This is a genomic window from Vibrio sp. J1-1 (assembly GCF_021728395.1).
Classification (GTDB): Bacteria; Pseudomonadota; Gammaproteobacteria; order Enterobacterales; family Vibrionaceae; genus Vibrio.
Genome location: NZ_JAKKCM010000004.1, coordinates 264,511 through 281,789, shown reverse-complemented (window position 1 = coordinate 281,789; position 17,279 = coordinate 264,511). Strand labels below are relative to the sequence as shown.

Below are 17,279 nucleotides of genomic sequence, written 5' to 3'. Positions count from 1 at the left end.
CTCAATAAGAAGAGAACTACTATGTTTACTAGCCCCATTCTTAAAGCTATAAGAGCTCTGACTAAAAAACTGTGGTGTGTTTTGTTCCTCGCTCTTATCTCTATCCCTGTTCATGCGGCCTCTCTTACGGCTCGTGCTGAACTTGAAAATACTCCATCTTTAGCGTACTCGTCAGAGTCGGTTCTGATACGTTTTAAACCAGAAGCCAGCGCGGCGAATAAACAACAAGCAAGGCAATTGGTGAACGGTAAAACGATGCGCCAATATGCCATCGTCAATGCACTCGAACATCTGCAGTTAGGCCCCGGTCGTAGTGTAGAAAAGGCGATTGAAACTTTACAGCGGTTGCCTTTTGTCGATTTCGTAGAGCCTGACTATGTTATTCGAGCTTACGTCGAACCCGATGATTATTACTATACCGAGGGTTTGCAATGGGCTCCGAATAATGACGGCAGCTTTTATATTAATTTGTGGGGGCCTTTCTTAGGTACTTTGTTCCCAATAACGGCTGGCGCGGATATTGATGCTAATTTGGCTTGGGACATAACTACAGGTAGTTCGGATGTCATTGTTGCGGTGATTGACACTGGGGTGGATTATAACCATGAAGACTTAGTGGGCAATATGTGGGTGAACACCAACCCAGGAAGTTCCGAGGGAGTACATGGTTATGACTTTTATAATGATGATAATGACCCAATGGATGAACATGGACACGGAACGCACGTATCTGGAACGATATGTGCCCAAGGTGATAATAAAGTAGGCGTAGCAGGCGTTGCGTGGCAATGCCAAATTATGGCACTGCGTTTCCTTGGTGCCGATGGATCTGGCTACACAAGTGATGCTATTAGTGCAATTGAGTACGCCGTGGCGAATGGCGCGAAAATATCAAACAATAGCTGGGGAGGAGAGCCTGAATATTCCTCGGCTTTGTATAACGCGATTCAAAGTGCGGCGATTAGTGGTGGCCACCTATTTATCGCTGCTGCGGGCAATGGCGGTAGCGATGGCGTAGGGGATAATAACGATTCGACACCGGATTACCCTTCTTCTTTTAACCTAGGTAATATCATTTCGGTCGCGTCAACAAACGCAAACGATGATCTGTCTGCATTTTCAAACTATGGTAGTGGTAGTGTCGATCTCGGGGCGCCGGGCGAAGACATCGTGAGTACATATACGATAACTGGAGGCTATGAAATAGCGTCAGGCACCTCAATGGCTGCTCCTCATGTCGCTGGTGTCGCTGTTTTGGTGGCGAGCATGCATCCCGAATGGGGCTATGCAGAAATTAAAAGCCGTATTTTGAGCACGACTCGTCCACTGACATCTTTAGTAGGCAAAACAGTCTCTGGAGGTGTTCTCAACGCATTGAATGCGGTTCAAGAGCCTGCGACTTTACCCACTGCGCCAAGCGCACTCTCAGCGACGGCAGATGCCGATACAGAAATCACGCTTACGTGGGCAGATAATTCGAATAATGAACAAGGGTTCCATATTGAGCGTGACAGCGTTTACCTTACTACCGTTGGGGCAAATGTCACTTCCTACAGCGATACGGGTTTAGACCCTGATACAACTTATGACTATCGAGTTGGTGCGTATAACGAATCGGGTTCCGCCTATACTTATGTGGCTACAGCTACCACGTTTAGTACACCTCCAGATACGGTTCAAACTACCACTGCCAGCAGTGAAATATTTGGTGCAGGTACGGTAACGGGTACTTATGCAGATATTGCTGAAGCGGGTGTGAGCGTTCAAACCATTACCGAGCGTTTATCCGGAGGAAAACCAGCCAATCGCTATAGTTATCTGCAACACACTTGGGTATTTACCGGTGTTCCAGTAGGTAGCTCCACACTAATTGTTGAGGCTGGCTCAAGCGTTTCTTCTGATGGGGAATCCTTTATTTTTAGTTATTCTATTGATGGTTCGAGCTATCTGAATATAGACGGGTTCTTTGTTAATGGAGTTACGAAAAGCTATAGTGCCAATTTGCCTGCGGGAATTGACGGTACCGTTTATATTCGGGTAATCGACACTGACCGTACCGCTGGAAACACTCAGTTGGATGAAATATTCGTTGATAAACTTGTGATCGAAACTTTGGTTGGAGAGGGGAATACTACTGACCCTGTAGATTCGTTTGGGTTAGAAGCAACTCCTAACACCGCTAAATCGGGATGGCATGATGTGGTTCTGAGCTGGAACGCATCAACCAGTGTCGATGTTTACCGAGATGGCAACCTTATTGCCCCTAGTGTATCCGGAGGAACGTATCCGGATGAAAAAATAGGCAGAGGCAATGCGACTTATAGCTATTATGTATGTGAAACGGGAACTGTTAATTGTTCCGGTGAAGTAGTCGTTTCTTTTTGATAAGTAAAAGAGTTCTCTAACCTTGCCGTTAGGCGCTTTGAAAACCCCAAACTCGATGTTTGGGGTTTTCTGATTTTAGCTTTTCGAGCCTACGATTTATGTTTGAGCGCAGATATGCGGCACTCTGTGCTGATATTAGACTCCTAGCCTTGGACTATCCCAAGCCTAGTTATGTTAGATTGAGATTTTTTACTGCTGATAAATGAAGCGCAAAAAGAAACCAGAGCATTACCACTCTGGCTAAACACAGGAAGAAATTAAGCCTAACTATTCGTTGCCAGGGACACCATGACTTGGGGCACTGGTTGGGACATCGGCTCTTAAAATGTAGTCTTTAATCTGAGGGTTATACACTTTCCACGACTCTTTTAGTGCCTGAATGGGAGGTTAGTTCCAATCAACACTCGCGAGAGATGCTCATCTCGGATAGCAAACGATGTTCTGAAAGGTCGTTGTTTCTGTCGCCGCTTCGTAACCATGTGGTTGGTCGCTAAAAAAGCGAATGCTCTCTCCCGTACTTAGGTGATGCCATTCATCATTGAAGTAAACATTCATTTCACCACTAAGCACGTGAATATGTTCAATCACACCCACACCATGTGGAGAAGACATTTGGCGATGATGTCCAGTCAAGGTGATCTCAAACATTTCCAAGCCAGAGTCTGCTTTATAAGGAAACAGTGTATTCACTTTCATCTTTGAGTCGTCGGGGAAGGCTCGGTCGGCAGAGCGTAGCTCTGGGTCATTGGCAAAAAACGCAGAGAATGACGTCTCCAGTCCACTGGCAATTTTCCAAAGTGTCGAAATCGTCGGGCTTGATTCTTGTCGCTCGATTTGCCCTAGCATCGCTTTTGAAACCCCAGTCAGTTTAGAGGTGGCATCTAGACTCAATCCTCTTTTTTTTCTTTCAGACTTCAGGTGATGAGCGATCTCTGTTTTAAATGCGGATTCATTCATAACTAAATACCTTGTTGTGCGTTATTGCGCACGGTGTTATCTTTTTGTTTGTATGTTATAGCGCACATAAATTTTACCATAAAGCAGGGAAGAACGAAGGATGAAAAAGCTGTTCAATTTAAGCCACTTGTCAGCAGGGTTTACTGCCGTGTTAGTAGGCTACACAAGCTCGGTGGTGATCATCATTCAGGCGGCAACCTCTGCCGGGGCGACACCTAATCAAATAGAAAGTTGGTTATTGGCCTTGGGCATCACAATGGGAATAACCTCCATCGCATACTCCTGGTTGTATAAAACGCCGATATTAACCGCGTGGTCAACACCCGGTGCGGCAATGTTGGTCGTTGCTTCACAGCAGTATGAATTGCCAGTCGTCATCGGCTCTTTTGTCATCTCCGGTGTTCTCATCTTATTAACCGGACTGATTACGCCGTTGAGCCGAGCACTTGAACGCATTCCACCACAATTGGGTACTTCGATGCTTGGCGCTATTTTACTGCCGTTCTGTTTGGGGAGCTTTCAGGCCGCCAGCGGTGCACCAATCACCTTTCTAATTATGTTTGCTGGCTTTTTATTGGCTAAGAATACGATTCCAAGGTACGCAATGCTGGTACTTCTGCTCTTAGGTGTGGTTTGCGCTATTGGAGTGGAAGGCGCGGTAATTAACATCAAGGAACTTTCTATTGCTCAGCCAATATGGGTGACTCCGAATTTCGATCTTGGTGCTATGCTGAACTTATCCATTCCGCTCTATATCATTACGATGCTTTCTCAGAATTTGCCCGGTATTGCGATGATGAAAAGCTACCAATATGGCACGCCAGTGAAGCCCATTTTGATAGGTACCGGCATCACCAATATTTTCTCAGCCCCATTCGGTGGTTTTAGCGTCAACCTTGCTGCAATTTCAGCTGCAATTTGTATGACACCTGAAGTGGACTCCGACAAAACACAACGTTATCGCGCGGTGTTATGGGCCGGAGCCTTCTATCTGATTGCTGGTGTGTTTGCGACAACGGTTGTGGCGATCTTTCTATCACTACCTGACGAAGTGACAAAAATTCTGGCTGGATTTGCCTTGTTAGGCACGTTAATGATGTGTCTGCAATCGGCTTTCCATGACGAAGGATACAGAGAGTCGGCATTGTTTACCTTTCTTATCACTCTGTCCGGGATCAGTTTTCTTGGTGTGAGCGCGACATTATGGGGCTTGTTGGTGGGGATGATGCATCTACGTTTAACTCATAAAGCAAGTCGCGCATAAACGCTGCCAGCGACGCAAGTGTAGTGTTGATTGATCCTGACCCGGGTTCGGGTACTAAAAATAAGAATGCATGCATAAATTCAGGTCATTTTTAGTGCATTAGCTAACATTACTTTTGGTTATCTACGAATTGTTTCTTAGGCGTTTAAGAAATAAAAGTGGACTTGGGATCAAATTTTTGTACAAGCGAGTGGTGGTAATTTCATCATTCTGTCTTCTTTTTAAGCGATGTTATTGCACACAGAAAAATGTGATTTCCAACGCAAAATGATCAGTTTTGAGATGTTAAGCACACCTTTCAGACAAACGTATTTTGCAAGCGTATAGAAACGTAAATGTTGTTGTATATACAACACCGGATAACTATCATCCTACATAATTTTTGAATGTAACTTCATCAATTATAACCACATTTTTTAAGTGATTTTAGTTGCCTAAATGGTTTTTAGAGAAAGTAACAAAGAGAGATGTTTAATGAGACGTAAAACTACGCTATCGCTGTTGATTGCGTCGAGCCTGTTTATGGCTGGATGCCAACCAAGTCAAGAAGGTACAAATCAGGGCGGTGGTGCCGGACAGGCAACAGAAGTCGAAGTGATGACGGTTGAGCCTGTTCGTCAAATGTTAACGGTAGAATTGCCGGGTCGTAGCCGTGCATTCAAAGAAGCAGAGGTTCGCCCGCAGGTTAGCGGTATTGTCTCTGATCGTAACTTTGTTGAAGGTGGTGTTGTCGAACAAGGACAGTCACTGTACCAAATCGACGATTCAACCTATCAAGCGGCTCTATTAAGTGCTGAAGCAGAATTGATCCGCGCTAATGCGACTGAAGAATCAACCTTTGCAACGGTTAAGCGCTACCGTGCCCTAATTTCAAAAAAATCAATCAGTCAACAAGATCTCGATGAAGCAGAGGCAGCGTACAAAGAAGCAAAAGCTCAAGCATTAGTAGCTAAAGCGGCGATCAATACTGCGAAAATCAATTTGTCTTACACTCAGGTCAAGGCACCTATCAGCGGTGTTATTGGTAAATCAAGTGTCACCGCTGGTGCTTTGGTTACCGCAAACCAGTCTGACACGTTAGCGACGATTCAACAGCTTAACCCAATCAATATCGACATCGTGCAATCATCTGCTCAGTTGCTACGTCTGAAATCTGCTCTGGCGAAAGGGCATATCCAGCAGGATGAGTCTGCCGAAGTGACTTTAGAATTAGAAGACGGTTCGACTTATGCCCATACAGGCACAATGAAGTTTGTCGAAGTGAATGTCGATGAGAGCACTGGGAGTGTTACACTGCGTGCGGAATTCCCTAACCCAGATGGCTTGCTGCTACCGGGCATGTTTGTTCGTGCCACGGTAATCACAGGTGTGGATCCTGAGGCGATTCTTGTTCCTCAAAACACGGTGACTCGTGATGCAAGGGGGCAAGCGATCGTCATGGTTGTTAATGCAGAAAACGAAGTCGTCTCGACTCCGGTATCAACAGCGGAAGTGGTTGATAATCAATGGCGTATCATCGACGGCCTAAAAGCGGGCGACAAAGTCATTACAGCTGGTCTACAAAAGGTAGGTCCAGGTAGTTCTGTAATCATTCAAACCGGAGAGCAGGAGTAATCATGGCACGATTCTTTATCGATCGTCCGGTCTTTGCTTGGGTTCTGGCTATTCTGACCATGCTGGCGGGGATCATGTCCCTGATGAATTTACCAGTGTCGCAGTATCCAACTATTTCACCGCCGACGGTCACGATCTCTGCTCGTTACCCAGGGGCGTCTGCACAAACGGTTGAAGATTCCGTTACGCAGGTCATCGAGCAAAATATGACCGGCCTTGACTACTTGCGTTATCTTTCATCAAGCAGTGATGCGTTTGGTAATGCGACGGTCACGCTCACATTTGACAGTGAAGCCGATCCGGATATTGCTCAAGTTCAGGTACAAAACAAGCTACAGTTGGCGCTGACCTCGTTGCCGAGTGAAGTACAAAGCCAAGGTATCGTTGTTGAAAAATCGAACACCTCTTTCTTGTTGGTTGTGGCACTGTATTCTGAAGATCCTGACTACACACAGAATGACATCGCGGACTATGTGGTATCGAACATTGAAGATCCAATCAGCCGTGTAACCGGTGTCGGTAAGGTGCAGGCGTTTGGTGCACAATATGCGATGCGTGTCTGGTTAGATCCATTCAAATTAACCCAGTTTAACTTAACTGCGATCGATGTCGCTGGTGCGATCAGAGAGCAAAACGCTCAGGTTTCGTCTGGTCAACTTGGCGCTGCGCCAGCACAAAAAGGGCAACTGCTGAACGCGACGATCTCTTCTGCAAGCCGTTTGAGTAGTGTTAAAGAGTTTGAAAATATCATTCTTAAGTCCGATAGCAGTGGCGCGAATGTGTATTTGAAAGACGTTGCTCGGGTTGAACGTGGTGCGGAAAGTTACGACATCAAGGGTCAATACAATGGCTACCCTGCATCGGGTTTGGGTCTTTCTCTGGGTACTGGAGCGAACGCGCTGGAAACGGCAGCAGCGGTAAAAGAGCGGTTGGCGCAGTTGCAAGAGAACTTTCCGGCTGGTTTAAAGATCGCCTACCCATTTGAAACCACGCCTTTCGTTGAAGCATCGATTCATGAAGTGGTGAAGACGCTACTGGAAGCGATTGTTTTGGTGTTCTTGATCATGTACCTGTTCTTACAGAACTTCCGTGCGACGCTTATTCCGACCATTGCGGTTCCGGTTGTTTTGCTGGGTACGTTTGCGGTTCTGTATACGACAGGCTTTAGTGTCAACACCTTAACCATGTTTGCTATGGTCCTGGCCATCGGCTTGCTGGTGGATGATGCCATCGTAGTGGTAGAGAACGTTGAACGTGTGATGCACGAAGATGGGCTCGAACCTAAAGAAGCGACCAAAAAATCGATGGGGCAGATCACTGGTGCATTGGTGGGTGTTGGTTTGACCTTGTCTGCGGTATTTGTACCGATGGCATTTATGACGGGATCTACCGGGGTTATTTATCGTCAGTTTTCGATAACGATTGTTGCTGCCATGACGCTTTCTGTACTAGTAGCGATCATCTTGACGCCAGCGCTGTGTGCAACCTTGCTGAAAAAAGGGGATGCGGAGCTGGCTGAGAAGAAAGGATTCTTTGGCTGGTTCAACCGTACGTTTGACTCCTTAACCTCAAGATACGAATCGGGTGTAGCAAGATTACTAAAGCGCACGGGTCGTATGATGCTGTTGTTTTTTGCATTATCCGCAGGTGCAGGTTGGTTCTTTACTAATCTGTCGACGTCTTTCTTACCTGATGAAGACCAAGGCACTGTCTTCTCTATGTCGATTTTGCCACCGAACTCAACGCAGGAACAAACCGAGAAAACGCTCGACAAGATGCGAGAGTACTTCCTTGAAGAAGAAAAAGATGCCGTGAACTCGATATTTACCGTGGCTGGCTTTAGCTTCGCGGGTCAGGGTCAAAATATGGGTATGGCGTTTGTTAACTTGAAGGACTGGTCAGAGCGTAAAGAGCCAGGAATGGATGCTGCGTCATTAACGGGCCGAGCGATGGGTTACTTCTCTACGATCAAAGAGGCGATGGTCTATGCTTTTGCGCCTCCAGCAATCCAAGAGTTAGGTAACGCCACTGGCTTTGATTTCTACCTTCAAGACGCGTTGAACCAAGGGCATGATGCATTAGTTGCAGCGCAAGGTCAGTTACTTGGCATGGCGGCACAAAATCCCAATCTTGTTGGTGTGCGTCCTAATGGCCAGGCTGATGCGCCGATGTACCAAGTACACGTTGACCACGCTAAGCTACGCGCGTTGAATGTGAGCATTGATGATGTAAACCAAATCTTGTCTTCTGCATGGGGTGGGGCTTACATCAACGATTACATTGACCGCGGTCGTGTTAAAAAGGTGATGCTGCAGAGTGATGCTGAGTTCCGTATGCAGCCTAAAGACTTTGATTCTTGGTACGTACGTAACGCCAATGGTGACATGGTGCCATTCTCTGCATTTTCGTACGGTGAGTGGACGTATGGCTCACCTCAGTTGCAACGTTTTGATGGCTTACCTGCGATGAACATTCAAGGTGGTGCAGCTCCTGGCGTTAGTACAGGTGACGCGATGGCCGAGATTGAAGCGTTGGTAAAACAGTTACCTGAAGGCTTTCAGGTGAAGTGGACTGGCATCTCTTATGAAGAGCGCCTATCCGGAAATCAGGCTCCAATGCTATATGCGTTGTCGATTATGGTTGTTTTCCTAGTACTTGCCGCGCTTTATGAAAGTTGGTCTGTACCGTTTGCAGTTGTATTAGTGGTACCTCTGGGTGTGCTTGGTGCAGTGCTTGCGGTGATGGGACGAGGCTTGGATAACGATGTGTTCTTCCAGGTAAGTCTGTTGACCACTGTTGGTCTGGCGACAAAGAACGCCATTCTGATCGTTGAATTTGCCAAAGATTACTACGAGAAGGGGGCGGGACTTATTGAAGCGACATTGCATGCGATTCGAGTGCGTCTTCGCCCAATCATCATGACCTCACTGGCGTTTGGCCTTGGCGTTGTGCCTCTTGCGATCAGTTCAGGTGTAGGCTCTGCGGGCCAGAATGCAGTAGGTACGGGTGTACTTGGTGGTATGGTGAGTGCCACATTGTTGGGCATCTTTTTTGTTCCAATTTTCTTTGTTGTGGTAGAGCGTTTGTTTGACCGCAAAGCGAGAAAGGAGCAGGAAGAGGAAGAACAACAGGTGCTGGCTCACGAATCAGAATCTCCAAAGTAGACCCTAATGGTTTGAACTAAGGTATACTACTGATAGTTTTGTAATATAAGAGCGCTTCGGCGCTCTTTGTTTATCTGCTCTACTTTAAAATAGCCATCCATGAAAGATAAAAAGATTTCTCCTATTACCGTTTTAGACAAAAGCCCGATGTTTGTATGTGGTGTGATGCAACGTATGTATCGAAATCGCGCACAGGTAGAACTATCTCGTCAAAGTTTGATCACCTTAGAGATGGCGAGTGCGCTAGCGGCGATCGAAGAATTTCAGCCAATGAGTCAGCAAGCATTAGCGAATGCTGTAATTTGTGAACGTAGTGTTGCGAAGCGTATGGTGGATAATTTGCACAAGCGCGGTTTGGTGCAGGTCTCTAAATGTGAATCCAACCGAAGAATCAAGATGCTAAGTCTGACAATTGAAGGCCAGCAAACGTTGCAAAAAGTACATGAGATCATGACAAACTTACAGCGGGATTTCTTCTCTTGCTTGTCTGACTCGGAAACGTCGGAATTCGTTCGTCTGATCAGGAAGGTGACGCTAGCCAATAATGACTGACAATGAAGAAAGGAGAGATACCAACAAGACTATATTAGCTCCCGACTACTGGCTTTATTCTTAAATCAGATCCAGAGAATTCAACATAATGATCCCGAGGGTACAGGTCAATGTGGAAATAACCGTTGTCATCGCGATAATGTTTGCCGCCAGCACGGAGTTTCCTCCCATAGCTCGGGCCATTACGTAACTAGCAGCTGCAACCGGCGAGGCGTTCATAAAGAACAAAATGCCTAGCTCAACACCCCTAAATCCGACCAAATACGCACCTAATGTGATTACCGCTGGCGCTACCAGAAGTTTGTAACTACTGGCAAACCATGATGGACCTTTCTCTTGTCTCATTAAACGCAAATTCAACGATCCGCCCGTGCATAACAATGCAAGAGGTAGTGTCATCTTCGACAAATAATTACCCACATCAATTGCGATTTTAGGCACAGGGATAGCTAGTATGTAAAAAAAGATCCCGAGAACAATGGAAATAATCAACGGATTTTTAGTGAGTGTACGAAACATCAATTTCGCGCCCTGAGAGACGGGTGTCGCCCCTTTAGGTGATAAGCAGATCACCGCTTGTACGTTATAAATAAAGGTGGTTACCGCAACATAGAGAGCAGCTAACGCGACGCCTTGTGGACCATACGCACTAGACACATAGGCAAGACCTATGATGCCAGTATTCGCACGAAACCCGCCTTGAACGAGCACGCCCTGATCAGGGGAGGTTGGAAATAAGAACTTGACGGAAAAATAGGTAAAAATAAAAAACGAAATACTGGCGATGATGCCATAGTTGACGAAATTACTGGCTGAAGCGAAGTCATGTTCTGAAGACACAATGCTAATGAATAGCATGGCTGGAAGCGTCACCTTGAAGACCAGTTTTGATCCCACATCGATAAAGTTATTATCAATTAAGCCAATTCGTTTAAAGACCACGCCGAGCACTAGCATCAAACAGATAGGGCCTGTAATCGATAGAGAGAATTGCAACTGATTTAAAACCGAGTCCATTCGGGAATCCATAGAGAAAAGTTATTGTTGTTTAAGCTATTAAGCCACAAATTAGGCGGATAGGAATAGTAGAATGATGAAATTCTATTCAGTTTTCTCACTTAGTAAAAAGCCGGGACCTTGAAGCTTGCCCCGGCTTTATTCTGTTTTCTGTTTCGGCTATTAAGCCGGTACACCACTATGAAATTTGAAATCTTCATCTGGCGTTAAGATAAGATCCGCTTCGACACGTCCAAAGTATTCGATGCGTTCACTAATGTCTCTCCCTGCGATTTGCTCAGCCAGTACTAAGTAGTCTTGGTAGTGGCGGGCCTCGGAACGTAACAAAGAAATGTAGAACTTAGCGATATCTTCTTCCATATGTGGCGCGAGTTTCGCAAAGCGTTCACAGGAGCGAGCTTCTATATAAGCGCCAATGATAAGCTTGTCGATCAATGTTTCAGGCTCGTGGGTTTTCATATGAGATATAAGCCCTTTAGCATAGCGACTCGCCGCGATGTTTTGGTATTCAATTCCACGACTATCCATAATCTCAAGCACTTGATAAAAGTGGTGTAACTCTTCTTTGATCAAAAGAACCATTTTATCAATCAGGTCCTGACTATAAGGGGAGTCTGATTTGGCTATGATTGATTTGGAAATATTACTCTTACCTTTCAATGTTTCTAAAGAGCCTACATTACGATAAGCGAAATCTTCATAGGGTTTAAACCAGTCTAGCAATGCGCGTGAACTGTTTTGATCAACGGCATACTTTCGGATCAAAAACATTGCTGATTGGCCTGCTTTGAGTTCGCAAAGTAGGTGGTCTAACAAAATGGTTTGAAGGTTTTGTGGTTTTTTTGCTTCTTCAACCCACTCGTCAGGTGTGCTGCACTGTAGAAACTGGTTGATAGGAGCAAGAAGATCTTGATAGGCATCTAAATTTATCATGTTAACTTAATACTTTACGTTCTGATTTTTATCCACTGGAGCCTGGATATAAAAAAGGCTGCCAGAGCAGCCTTTTCCATGAGTGGAAAGCTAAGCAGATATTACCACTTTTTCTTCTCACCGAAGAGCACTTCCATATCATTGTCACGCTCTTTATCGGCCAGTTGCTGAATTTCTGCGTTGTTTTTATCCTGACGTCTTTTATCTAAATCACCGAGCATCTCTTCTAGCTTTTGTTTAGCCTGAATGGAATAGGCATCATTTTTGGTGCTCAATGCATCAATGCCTTTACGCAGCAGCTGAAGCGCTGTCCCTGGTTGGCCACGAGAAATGGAATCGTTGGCTCTTTTTATCACGTTCTCGATATTGATGCGGATTTGGATCGTTTCCAAGCGTGCATTCTCACTGACATAAGTTTGCGTATCTAATCGACCTTTGTTGTGTTCATTACGAACGGTATCTCTCAGGCGTTTCACCAGTTTCAGCATCGCAATGGCTTGTTTATCGCTGCTTGGCATCTTAAACGTCGTGCTGTCACTAGCTTGATCGTTTAATTTTAACTGGACAATTTGCTGCTTGAGATTTTCAACCCGTTGGGATAGCTGTTTATTCTTTGGATCGAGTTGTTGCATCGCTTCTAAGGCATCAAGAATTCGATTGTTTAGACATAGCAGAAGATCATGGCTGAAAGGAATATGGTGAGCGTGACCAATAAGTTCTTCAGTACCGTCAATTAAAGCAACGTAGCGAGCGGATTCCTGTCTTCTTGCCGTTTCTACTTTGACCTTGTATTGCAACATAATGTTATAGCCTAGGATTAAGACCAGTAAGATGGCTACCAAAGCGATTATTAAACCAATATTCATATCTTTGCGTCTGCTTTTAGTTTCTACGGCTAGCGCTAAAGAATACATGAATCTCAACCAGCAAGGCACCCTATTTATAGGATTATTTAGCCCACCACACGTTTTAATTTATATGAATTTGCTCGCATCTATAAAGCAGCATTTAAACGATTCAATCATGCGCATATTAATTTGCTTCTAATTTTTTAGTATGAGTTTGAGGTATATGTTAGAAATTACTGTTCATTTGGCGGATGTCGCGTTATAACTAATTATTATATCGCTCAAAAAAGAGTGATCATTTTAGCTTTCGATTTTAGTGTCTCGGGAACGAGTAAGGGATTACGATGAAACTGCAACAACTGAAGTATATTGTTGAGGTTGTAAACCATAATTTGAACGTGTCTGCCACCGCTGAGAGTTTGTACACCTCACAGCCTGGTATCAGTAAGCAGGTGAGGTTACTGGAAGACGAACTGGGAATTCAAATTTTCGAGCGAAGTGGTAAGCACTTAACTCAAGTGACCAATGCAGGCGAAGAGATCGTGCGAATCTCTCAAGAAATCCTTGGACGTGTCGAAAGTATTAAAGCGGTAGCGGCTGAACATACGCATCCTGAAATGGGAACACTGAACATCACGACGACGCATACACAAGCGCGTTATGCCTTACCGGATGTCATTAAAGGTTTTACGACTCGTTACCCTAAAGTTTCTTTGCACATGCATCAGGGTACGCCTTCCCAAATGTCAGAAGCGATTGCGAAAGGCACGGCGAATTTTGCGATAGCGACTGAAGCACTGCATCTTTATCAAGACGCAATTATGTTGCCGTGTTATCACTGGAATCGTTCTATTGTTGTACCGAAAGATCACCCTCTGGCGAAGAAGGCCAACATTAGCATCCATGATTTAGCCGCATATCCACTTGTTACTTACGTATTTGGCTTTACAGGTCGCTCGGAGCTCGACACAGCATTTAACCGTGAAGGGCTGACACCTCGCGTGGTATTTACTGCAACCGACGCTGACGTGATCAAAACCTATGTGCGTATGGGTATCGGTGTCGGCGTGATTGCAAGTATGGCCGTCGATGAGAAGCAAGACAGTGATCTGGTTTCGATTGATGCGAGCCACTTGTTCGGCGCAAGCACCACAAGTATTGGTTTCCGTCGTGGCACTTTCCTTCGTTCTTATATGTTTGATTTTATGGAGAGATTTGCTCCGCACTTGACTCGACCTGTGGTAGAGCAAGCTATTTCTCTGAAGTCTAACGTGGAAATCGAAGAGATGTTTAAAGATATCGATCTTCCAGTGCGTTAACGATCAATTACAGGCCCACACCCAAGTCGAGTGTTCCTGTAAGGTTTGCTTAGGTATATAATGCGTCCCCGCTAGTGTGGTGGGGGCTTAATGAACACTCGATTCCAATTTATTAATGACTGTCTGATTGAAAACCAATCGCTGTGGCGATTTGATCCATTCCAAAGCAGCATTCATCCAGTATTACCTTGGCAAGAAAAGTATCCAAATCTTTGTCAGTGGTTAGCGTCTCTTTCTCCCCTTCAAATTGAACGCTTGAAAACAAAGCCAGAAGAAGCGTTAACTGAGATTAGCGCTTATATACCTGTACTTAAATCACTTTCTGAACATATCAAATTAGACGCGCTATCTCTAAAAGGTCTGGATCTGGAACGCAGTTTAGATAGCGGTATTCCTGGTCGTAAACTTGAGCAAATTGTTTCTATGGGAGAAGCCGCAATCCAGAGCCATTGCGGTGAAGAATGGTTAGAGTGGTGCTCGGGTAAGGGCTACCTCGGGCGTATTCTTAGCACACAAACGGATCAGCCCGTTACCAGCTTTGAGTATCAACAATCGTTATGTGATTCGGGACAGTCGGCGGCTCATGAACATCAATGGAAGATGACGTTTATTCAAGGCGACGCATTTGATGCAAAAGCGAAAGCCATATTTAAACCCACGCAGCATGCCGTTGCGCTACATGCTTGTGGCGATTTACATGTGCGTTTGCTTCAGTACGGCTGTGAGGCGGGGATCTCGGCAATAACGATTTCTCCTTGCTGTTATCACCTTATTCAAGGTGAAACGTATCAACCATTGTCAGAGCTTGCTCAAAACTCTACGTTAGCGCTATCGAAACAAGAACTCCGTATTCCATTGCAACAAACGGTGACCGGCGGGGAGCGCGTACGTCGTCATCGTCAGCAAGAAATGATTTTCAGGCTTGGCTTTGATTTGATAACTCGGCAGGTGTTAGGGGTCGAGGAGTATCAACCGGTTCCTAGTATCCGCAAATCACAATTAAGTGAAGGCTTTGAGGCATTTTGTCTTTGGGCGGCAGAGCAAAAGGAGATAGGTATTAGTCAGACGATTGACTTTAATAAGTTCGAAACCTTAGCGGAACAGCGCTTTTGGCATATGGAAAGAATGAGCTTAGTTCAGTTGGTTTTTCAACGCCCATTGGAAGTCTGGCTCGCATTAGATAAAGCACTTTATCTTGAGCAACATGGTTATCATGCCAGTCTATCGGAATTTTGCGCTAAATCTGTCACACCTCGAAATATTTTAATTTGTGCATATAAGTGATGGTTATTATTTATATCTAAATGCTCTATGCGAAAAAGCCCACCTGTTAGTGGGCTTTTGTAAACTAAACGTGACAAAAATGAATTATTTTGTCATTAGTTGAACATTGCAATTGCTTGCTCTGCTTCCACATATTCCAGATCAAAACTCTCTGCGACTTCTTTACAAGTTACTTTGCCGTGAATAACGTTTAGACCTTCAAGGAAGCCTTTCTCGTCGAGAAGTGCTTTTTGGTAGCCTTTATTTGCTAGTTTCAGAATGTATGGCAATGTTGCGTTGTTCAACGCAAAAGTAGAAGTACGGGCAACTGCACCTGGCATGTTTGCAACACAGTAGTGAACAACTTCATCCACGATGTAAGTCGGTTCTGCATGAGTGGTAGCATGAGAAGTCTCAAAACAGCCGCCTTGGTCGATAGCAACGTCAACAACCGCTGCGCCTGGCTTCATCTTCGCAATATGCTCTTTTGTCACCAGTTTAGGTGCTGCTGCACCTGGGATAAGAACTGCACCGATGACAAGGTCGGCTTCTAGAACATGCTTCTCAATCGCGTCTTCAGTAGAATAAACGACTTTGGCACGGCCTTGGAATTCTTCGTCAAGTTTACGTAGAGTATCAACATTACGGTCAAGAATAGTGACGTCTGCACGAAGACCCACAGCCATACGAGCTGCGTTTGCACCAACGACACCACCGCCCACAATGACCACTTTCGCAGGTTCAACACCTGGTACGCCGCCAAGTAGTAAACCACGACCACCATGCGATTTTTCTAGCGTTTGTGCGCCTGCTTGAATAGACATCCGACCTGCCACTTCAGACATTGGTGCTAACAGTGGCAAACGACCCATATTATCTGTTACAGTCTCATAGGCTATACAGACAGCTTTGCTCTTGATTAGCTCATCAGTTTGTGGAAAATCTGGTGCTAGGTGTAAATAAGTAAATAAAATTTGCCCTTCGCGGAGCATTGCTCTCTCGACTGCTTGGGGTTCTTTAACTTTTACTATCATGTCTGCTTGCGCGAAAACGTCTGCAGCATGAGGGAGAATGGATGCGCCGACAGCGATGTAATCATCGTCTGAAAAACCAATGCCGGCACCTGCGTTGGTCTCAACTAAAACTTGGTGACCATGTGAGATTAACTCTCTCACACTTGCTGGGATCATACCAACACGATATTCGTGGTTTTTGATTTCCTTAGGTACGCCAATGATCATCCTGTATCCTCTTTCTATAATGGTTATATTAACTGATTGTAGGGTGTTATTATCGAATTAATAGCTAGTATAGTTATAGATTTGTAAAATTTGGCACCAAATATTAAGAAGTTGTAGTATATTTTTTTGCAAGGAAGTAATAAGGTGGAATAAAAAATGGCAGACAACTATAAAAAGCCGTCCAAGGAACTAGACCGTATCGACCGCAACATTCTTAATGAATTGCAGAAAGACGGTCGTATTTCGAACGTAGAACTTTCAAAGCGTGTGGGTCTTTCGCCAACGCCGTGTTTAGAACGTGTACGTCGATTAGAACGTCAGGGGTACATTACAGGGTATACTGCGTTGTTGAATCCGCAGTTTTTGGACGCTTCACTTTTAGTGTTCGTTGAAATTACGTTAAACCGCGGTGCACCAGATGTGTTCGAGCAGTTTAACTCTGCGGTTCAAAAACTGGATGATATCCAAGAATGTCATCTAGTATCAGGTGACTTTGACTATCTTCTTAAAACTCGTGTATCAGATATGGGGGCTTACCGTCGACTACTTGGCGATACGCTTCTGCGTTTACCTGGTGTAAACGACACTCGTACATACGTTGTGATGGAAGAAGTGAAACAATCTAACCAGCTTGTGATTAAAACTCGTTAAATTCTTGCAAAGAAAGCGGTATATGCTTCCGCTTTCGGCATAGAGTAATTGGGTTTTTCTCTTTGATATGG

The 17,279-nt window shown here is 44.9% G+C and carries 13 protein-coding genes; 8 read left to right on the top strand and 5 right to left on the bottom strand.

The window, feature by feature from the left end; translation table 11 throughout:
- Positions 1-21 precede the first annotated feature (21 nt).
- Entirely contained in the window at positions 22-2,385 is a 2,364-nt protein-coding gene (locus L3V31_RS08445; RefSeq protein WP_237315638.1) for a S8 family serine peptidase, read from the top strand.
- A gap of 417 nt (positions 2,386-2,802) precedes the next feature.
- On the opposite strand, the gene L3V31_RS08440 is transcribed toward L3V31_RS08445, so the two are convergent.
- Entirely contained in the window at positions 2,803-3,342 is a 540-nt protein-coding gene (locus L3V31_RS08440) for an XRE family transcriptional regulator (protein WP_237315637.1), read from the bottom strand.
- Positions 3,343-3,442: 100 nt separating this feature from the next.
- Here L3V31_RS08440 and L3V31_RS08435 point away from each other — a divergent pair, with 100 nt between their 5' ends.
- The 4 genes from L3V31_RS08435 (at position 3,443) to L3V31_RS08420 (ending at position 9,936) form a co-directional block, all read left to right on the top strand.
- Positions 3,443-4,606 (top strand): benzoate/H(+) symporter BenE family transporter, encoded by a 1,164-nt coding sequence (locus L3V31_RS08435; protein WP_237315636.1) that lies wholly within the window; start codon positions 3,443-3,445, stop codon positions 4,604-4,606.
- A gap of 474 nt (positions 4,607-5,080) precedes the next feature.
- Positions 5,081-6,220: an efflux RND transporter periplasmic adaptor subunit gene (locus L3V31_RS08430; protein WP_237315635.1), complete on the top strand. Its 1,140-nt coding sequence runs from the start codon at positions 5,081-5,083 to the stop codon at positions 6,218-6,220.
- A 2-nt stretch (positions 6,221-6,222) separates the two neighbouring features.
- Positions 6,223-9,384 (top strand): efflux RND transporter permease subunit, encoded by a 3,162-nt coding sequence (locus L3V31_RS08425; protein ID WP_237315634.1) that lies wholly within the window; start codon positions 6,223-6,225, stop codon positions 9,382-9,384.
- A gap of 99 nt (positions 9,385-9,483) precedes the next feature.
- Positions 9,484-9,936, top strand: a complete 453-nt coding sequence (locus tag L3V31_RS08420; protein ID WP_237315633.1) for a MarR family transcriptional regulator — start codon at positions 9,484-9,486, stop codon at positions 9,934-9,936.
- Positions 9,937-9,996: 60 nt separating this feature from the next.
- Here the strand turns inward: L3V31_RS08420 and L3V31_RS08415 are convergent, their stop codons facing one another.
- From L3V31_RS08415 to L3V31_RS08405, 3 genes are all read right to left on the bottom strand, one after another.
- A complete protein-coding gene (locus tag L3V31_RS08415) occupies positions 9,997-10,953 on the bottom strand; it encodes an AEC family transporter (RefSeq protein WP_237315632.1) in 957 nt (318 codons plus the stop codon).
- A 162-nt stretch (positions 10,954-11,115) separates the two neighbouring features.
- The gene (locus L3V31_RS08410; protein WP_237315631.1) at positions 11,116-11,886 is read right to left on the bottom strand and encodes a tRNA isopentenyl-2-thiomethyl-A-37 hydroxylase MiaE; all 771 of its coding nucleotides are present in this window, start codon (positions 11,884-11,886) and stop codon (positions 11,116-11,118) included.
- A 101-nt stretch (positions 11,887-11,987) separates the two neighbouring features.
- Positions 11,988-12,752 (bottom strand): DNA repair protein, encoded by a 765-nt coding sequence (locus tag L3V31_RS08405; RefSeq protein WP_237315795.1) that lies wholly within the window; start codon positions 12,750-12,752, stop codon positions 11,988-11,990.
- A 326-nt stretch (positions 12,753-13,078) separates the two neighbouring features.
- Here L3V31_RS08405 and cysB point away from each other — a divergent pair, with 326 nt between their 5' ends.
- Positions 13,079-14,053, top strand: coding sequence for an HTH-type transcriptional regulator CysB (cysB, locus tag L3V31_RS08400; RefSeq protein WP_237315630.1), 975 nt, complete (start codon positions 13,079-13,081; stop codon positions 14,051-14,053).
- Between the two features lie 90 nt (positions 14,054-14,143).
- On the top strand, positions 14,144-15,337 hold the full coding sequence (locus tag L3V31_RS08395) for a methyltransferase (RefSeq protein WP_237315629.1): 1,194 nt from the start codon (positions 14,144-14,146) through the stop codon (positions 15,335-15,337).
- Positions 15,338-15,432: 95 nt separating this feature from the next.
- On the opposite strand, the gene ald is transcribed toward L3V31_RS08395, so the two are convergent.
- The gene (gene ald / locus L3V31_RS08390) at positions 15,433-16,557 is read right to left on the bottom strand and encodes an alanine dehydrogenase (RefSeq protein ID WP_237315628.1); all 1,125 of its coding nucleotides are present in this window, start codon (positions 16,555-16,557) and stop codon (positions 15,433-15,435) included.
- A gap of 156 nt (positions 16,558-16,713) precedes the next feature.
- Here ald and lrp point away from each other — a divergent pair, with 156 nt between their 5' ends.
- A complete protein-coding gene (lrp, locus tag L3V31_RS08385; RefSeq protein WP_005378234.1) occupies positions 16,714-17,208 on the top strand; it encodes a leucine-responsive transcriptional regulator Lrp in 495 nt (164 codons plus the stop codon).
- Positions 17,209-17,279 lie beyond the last annotated feature (71 nt).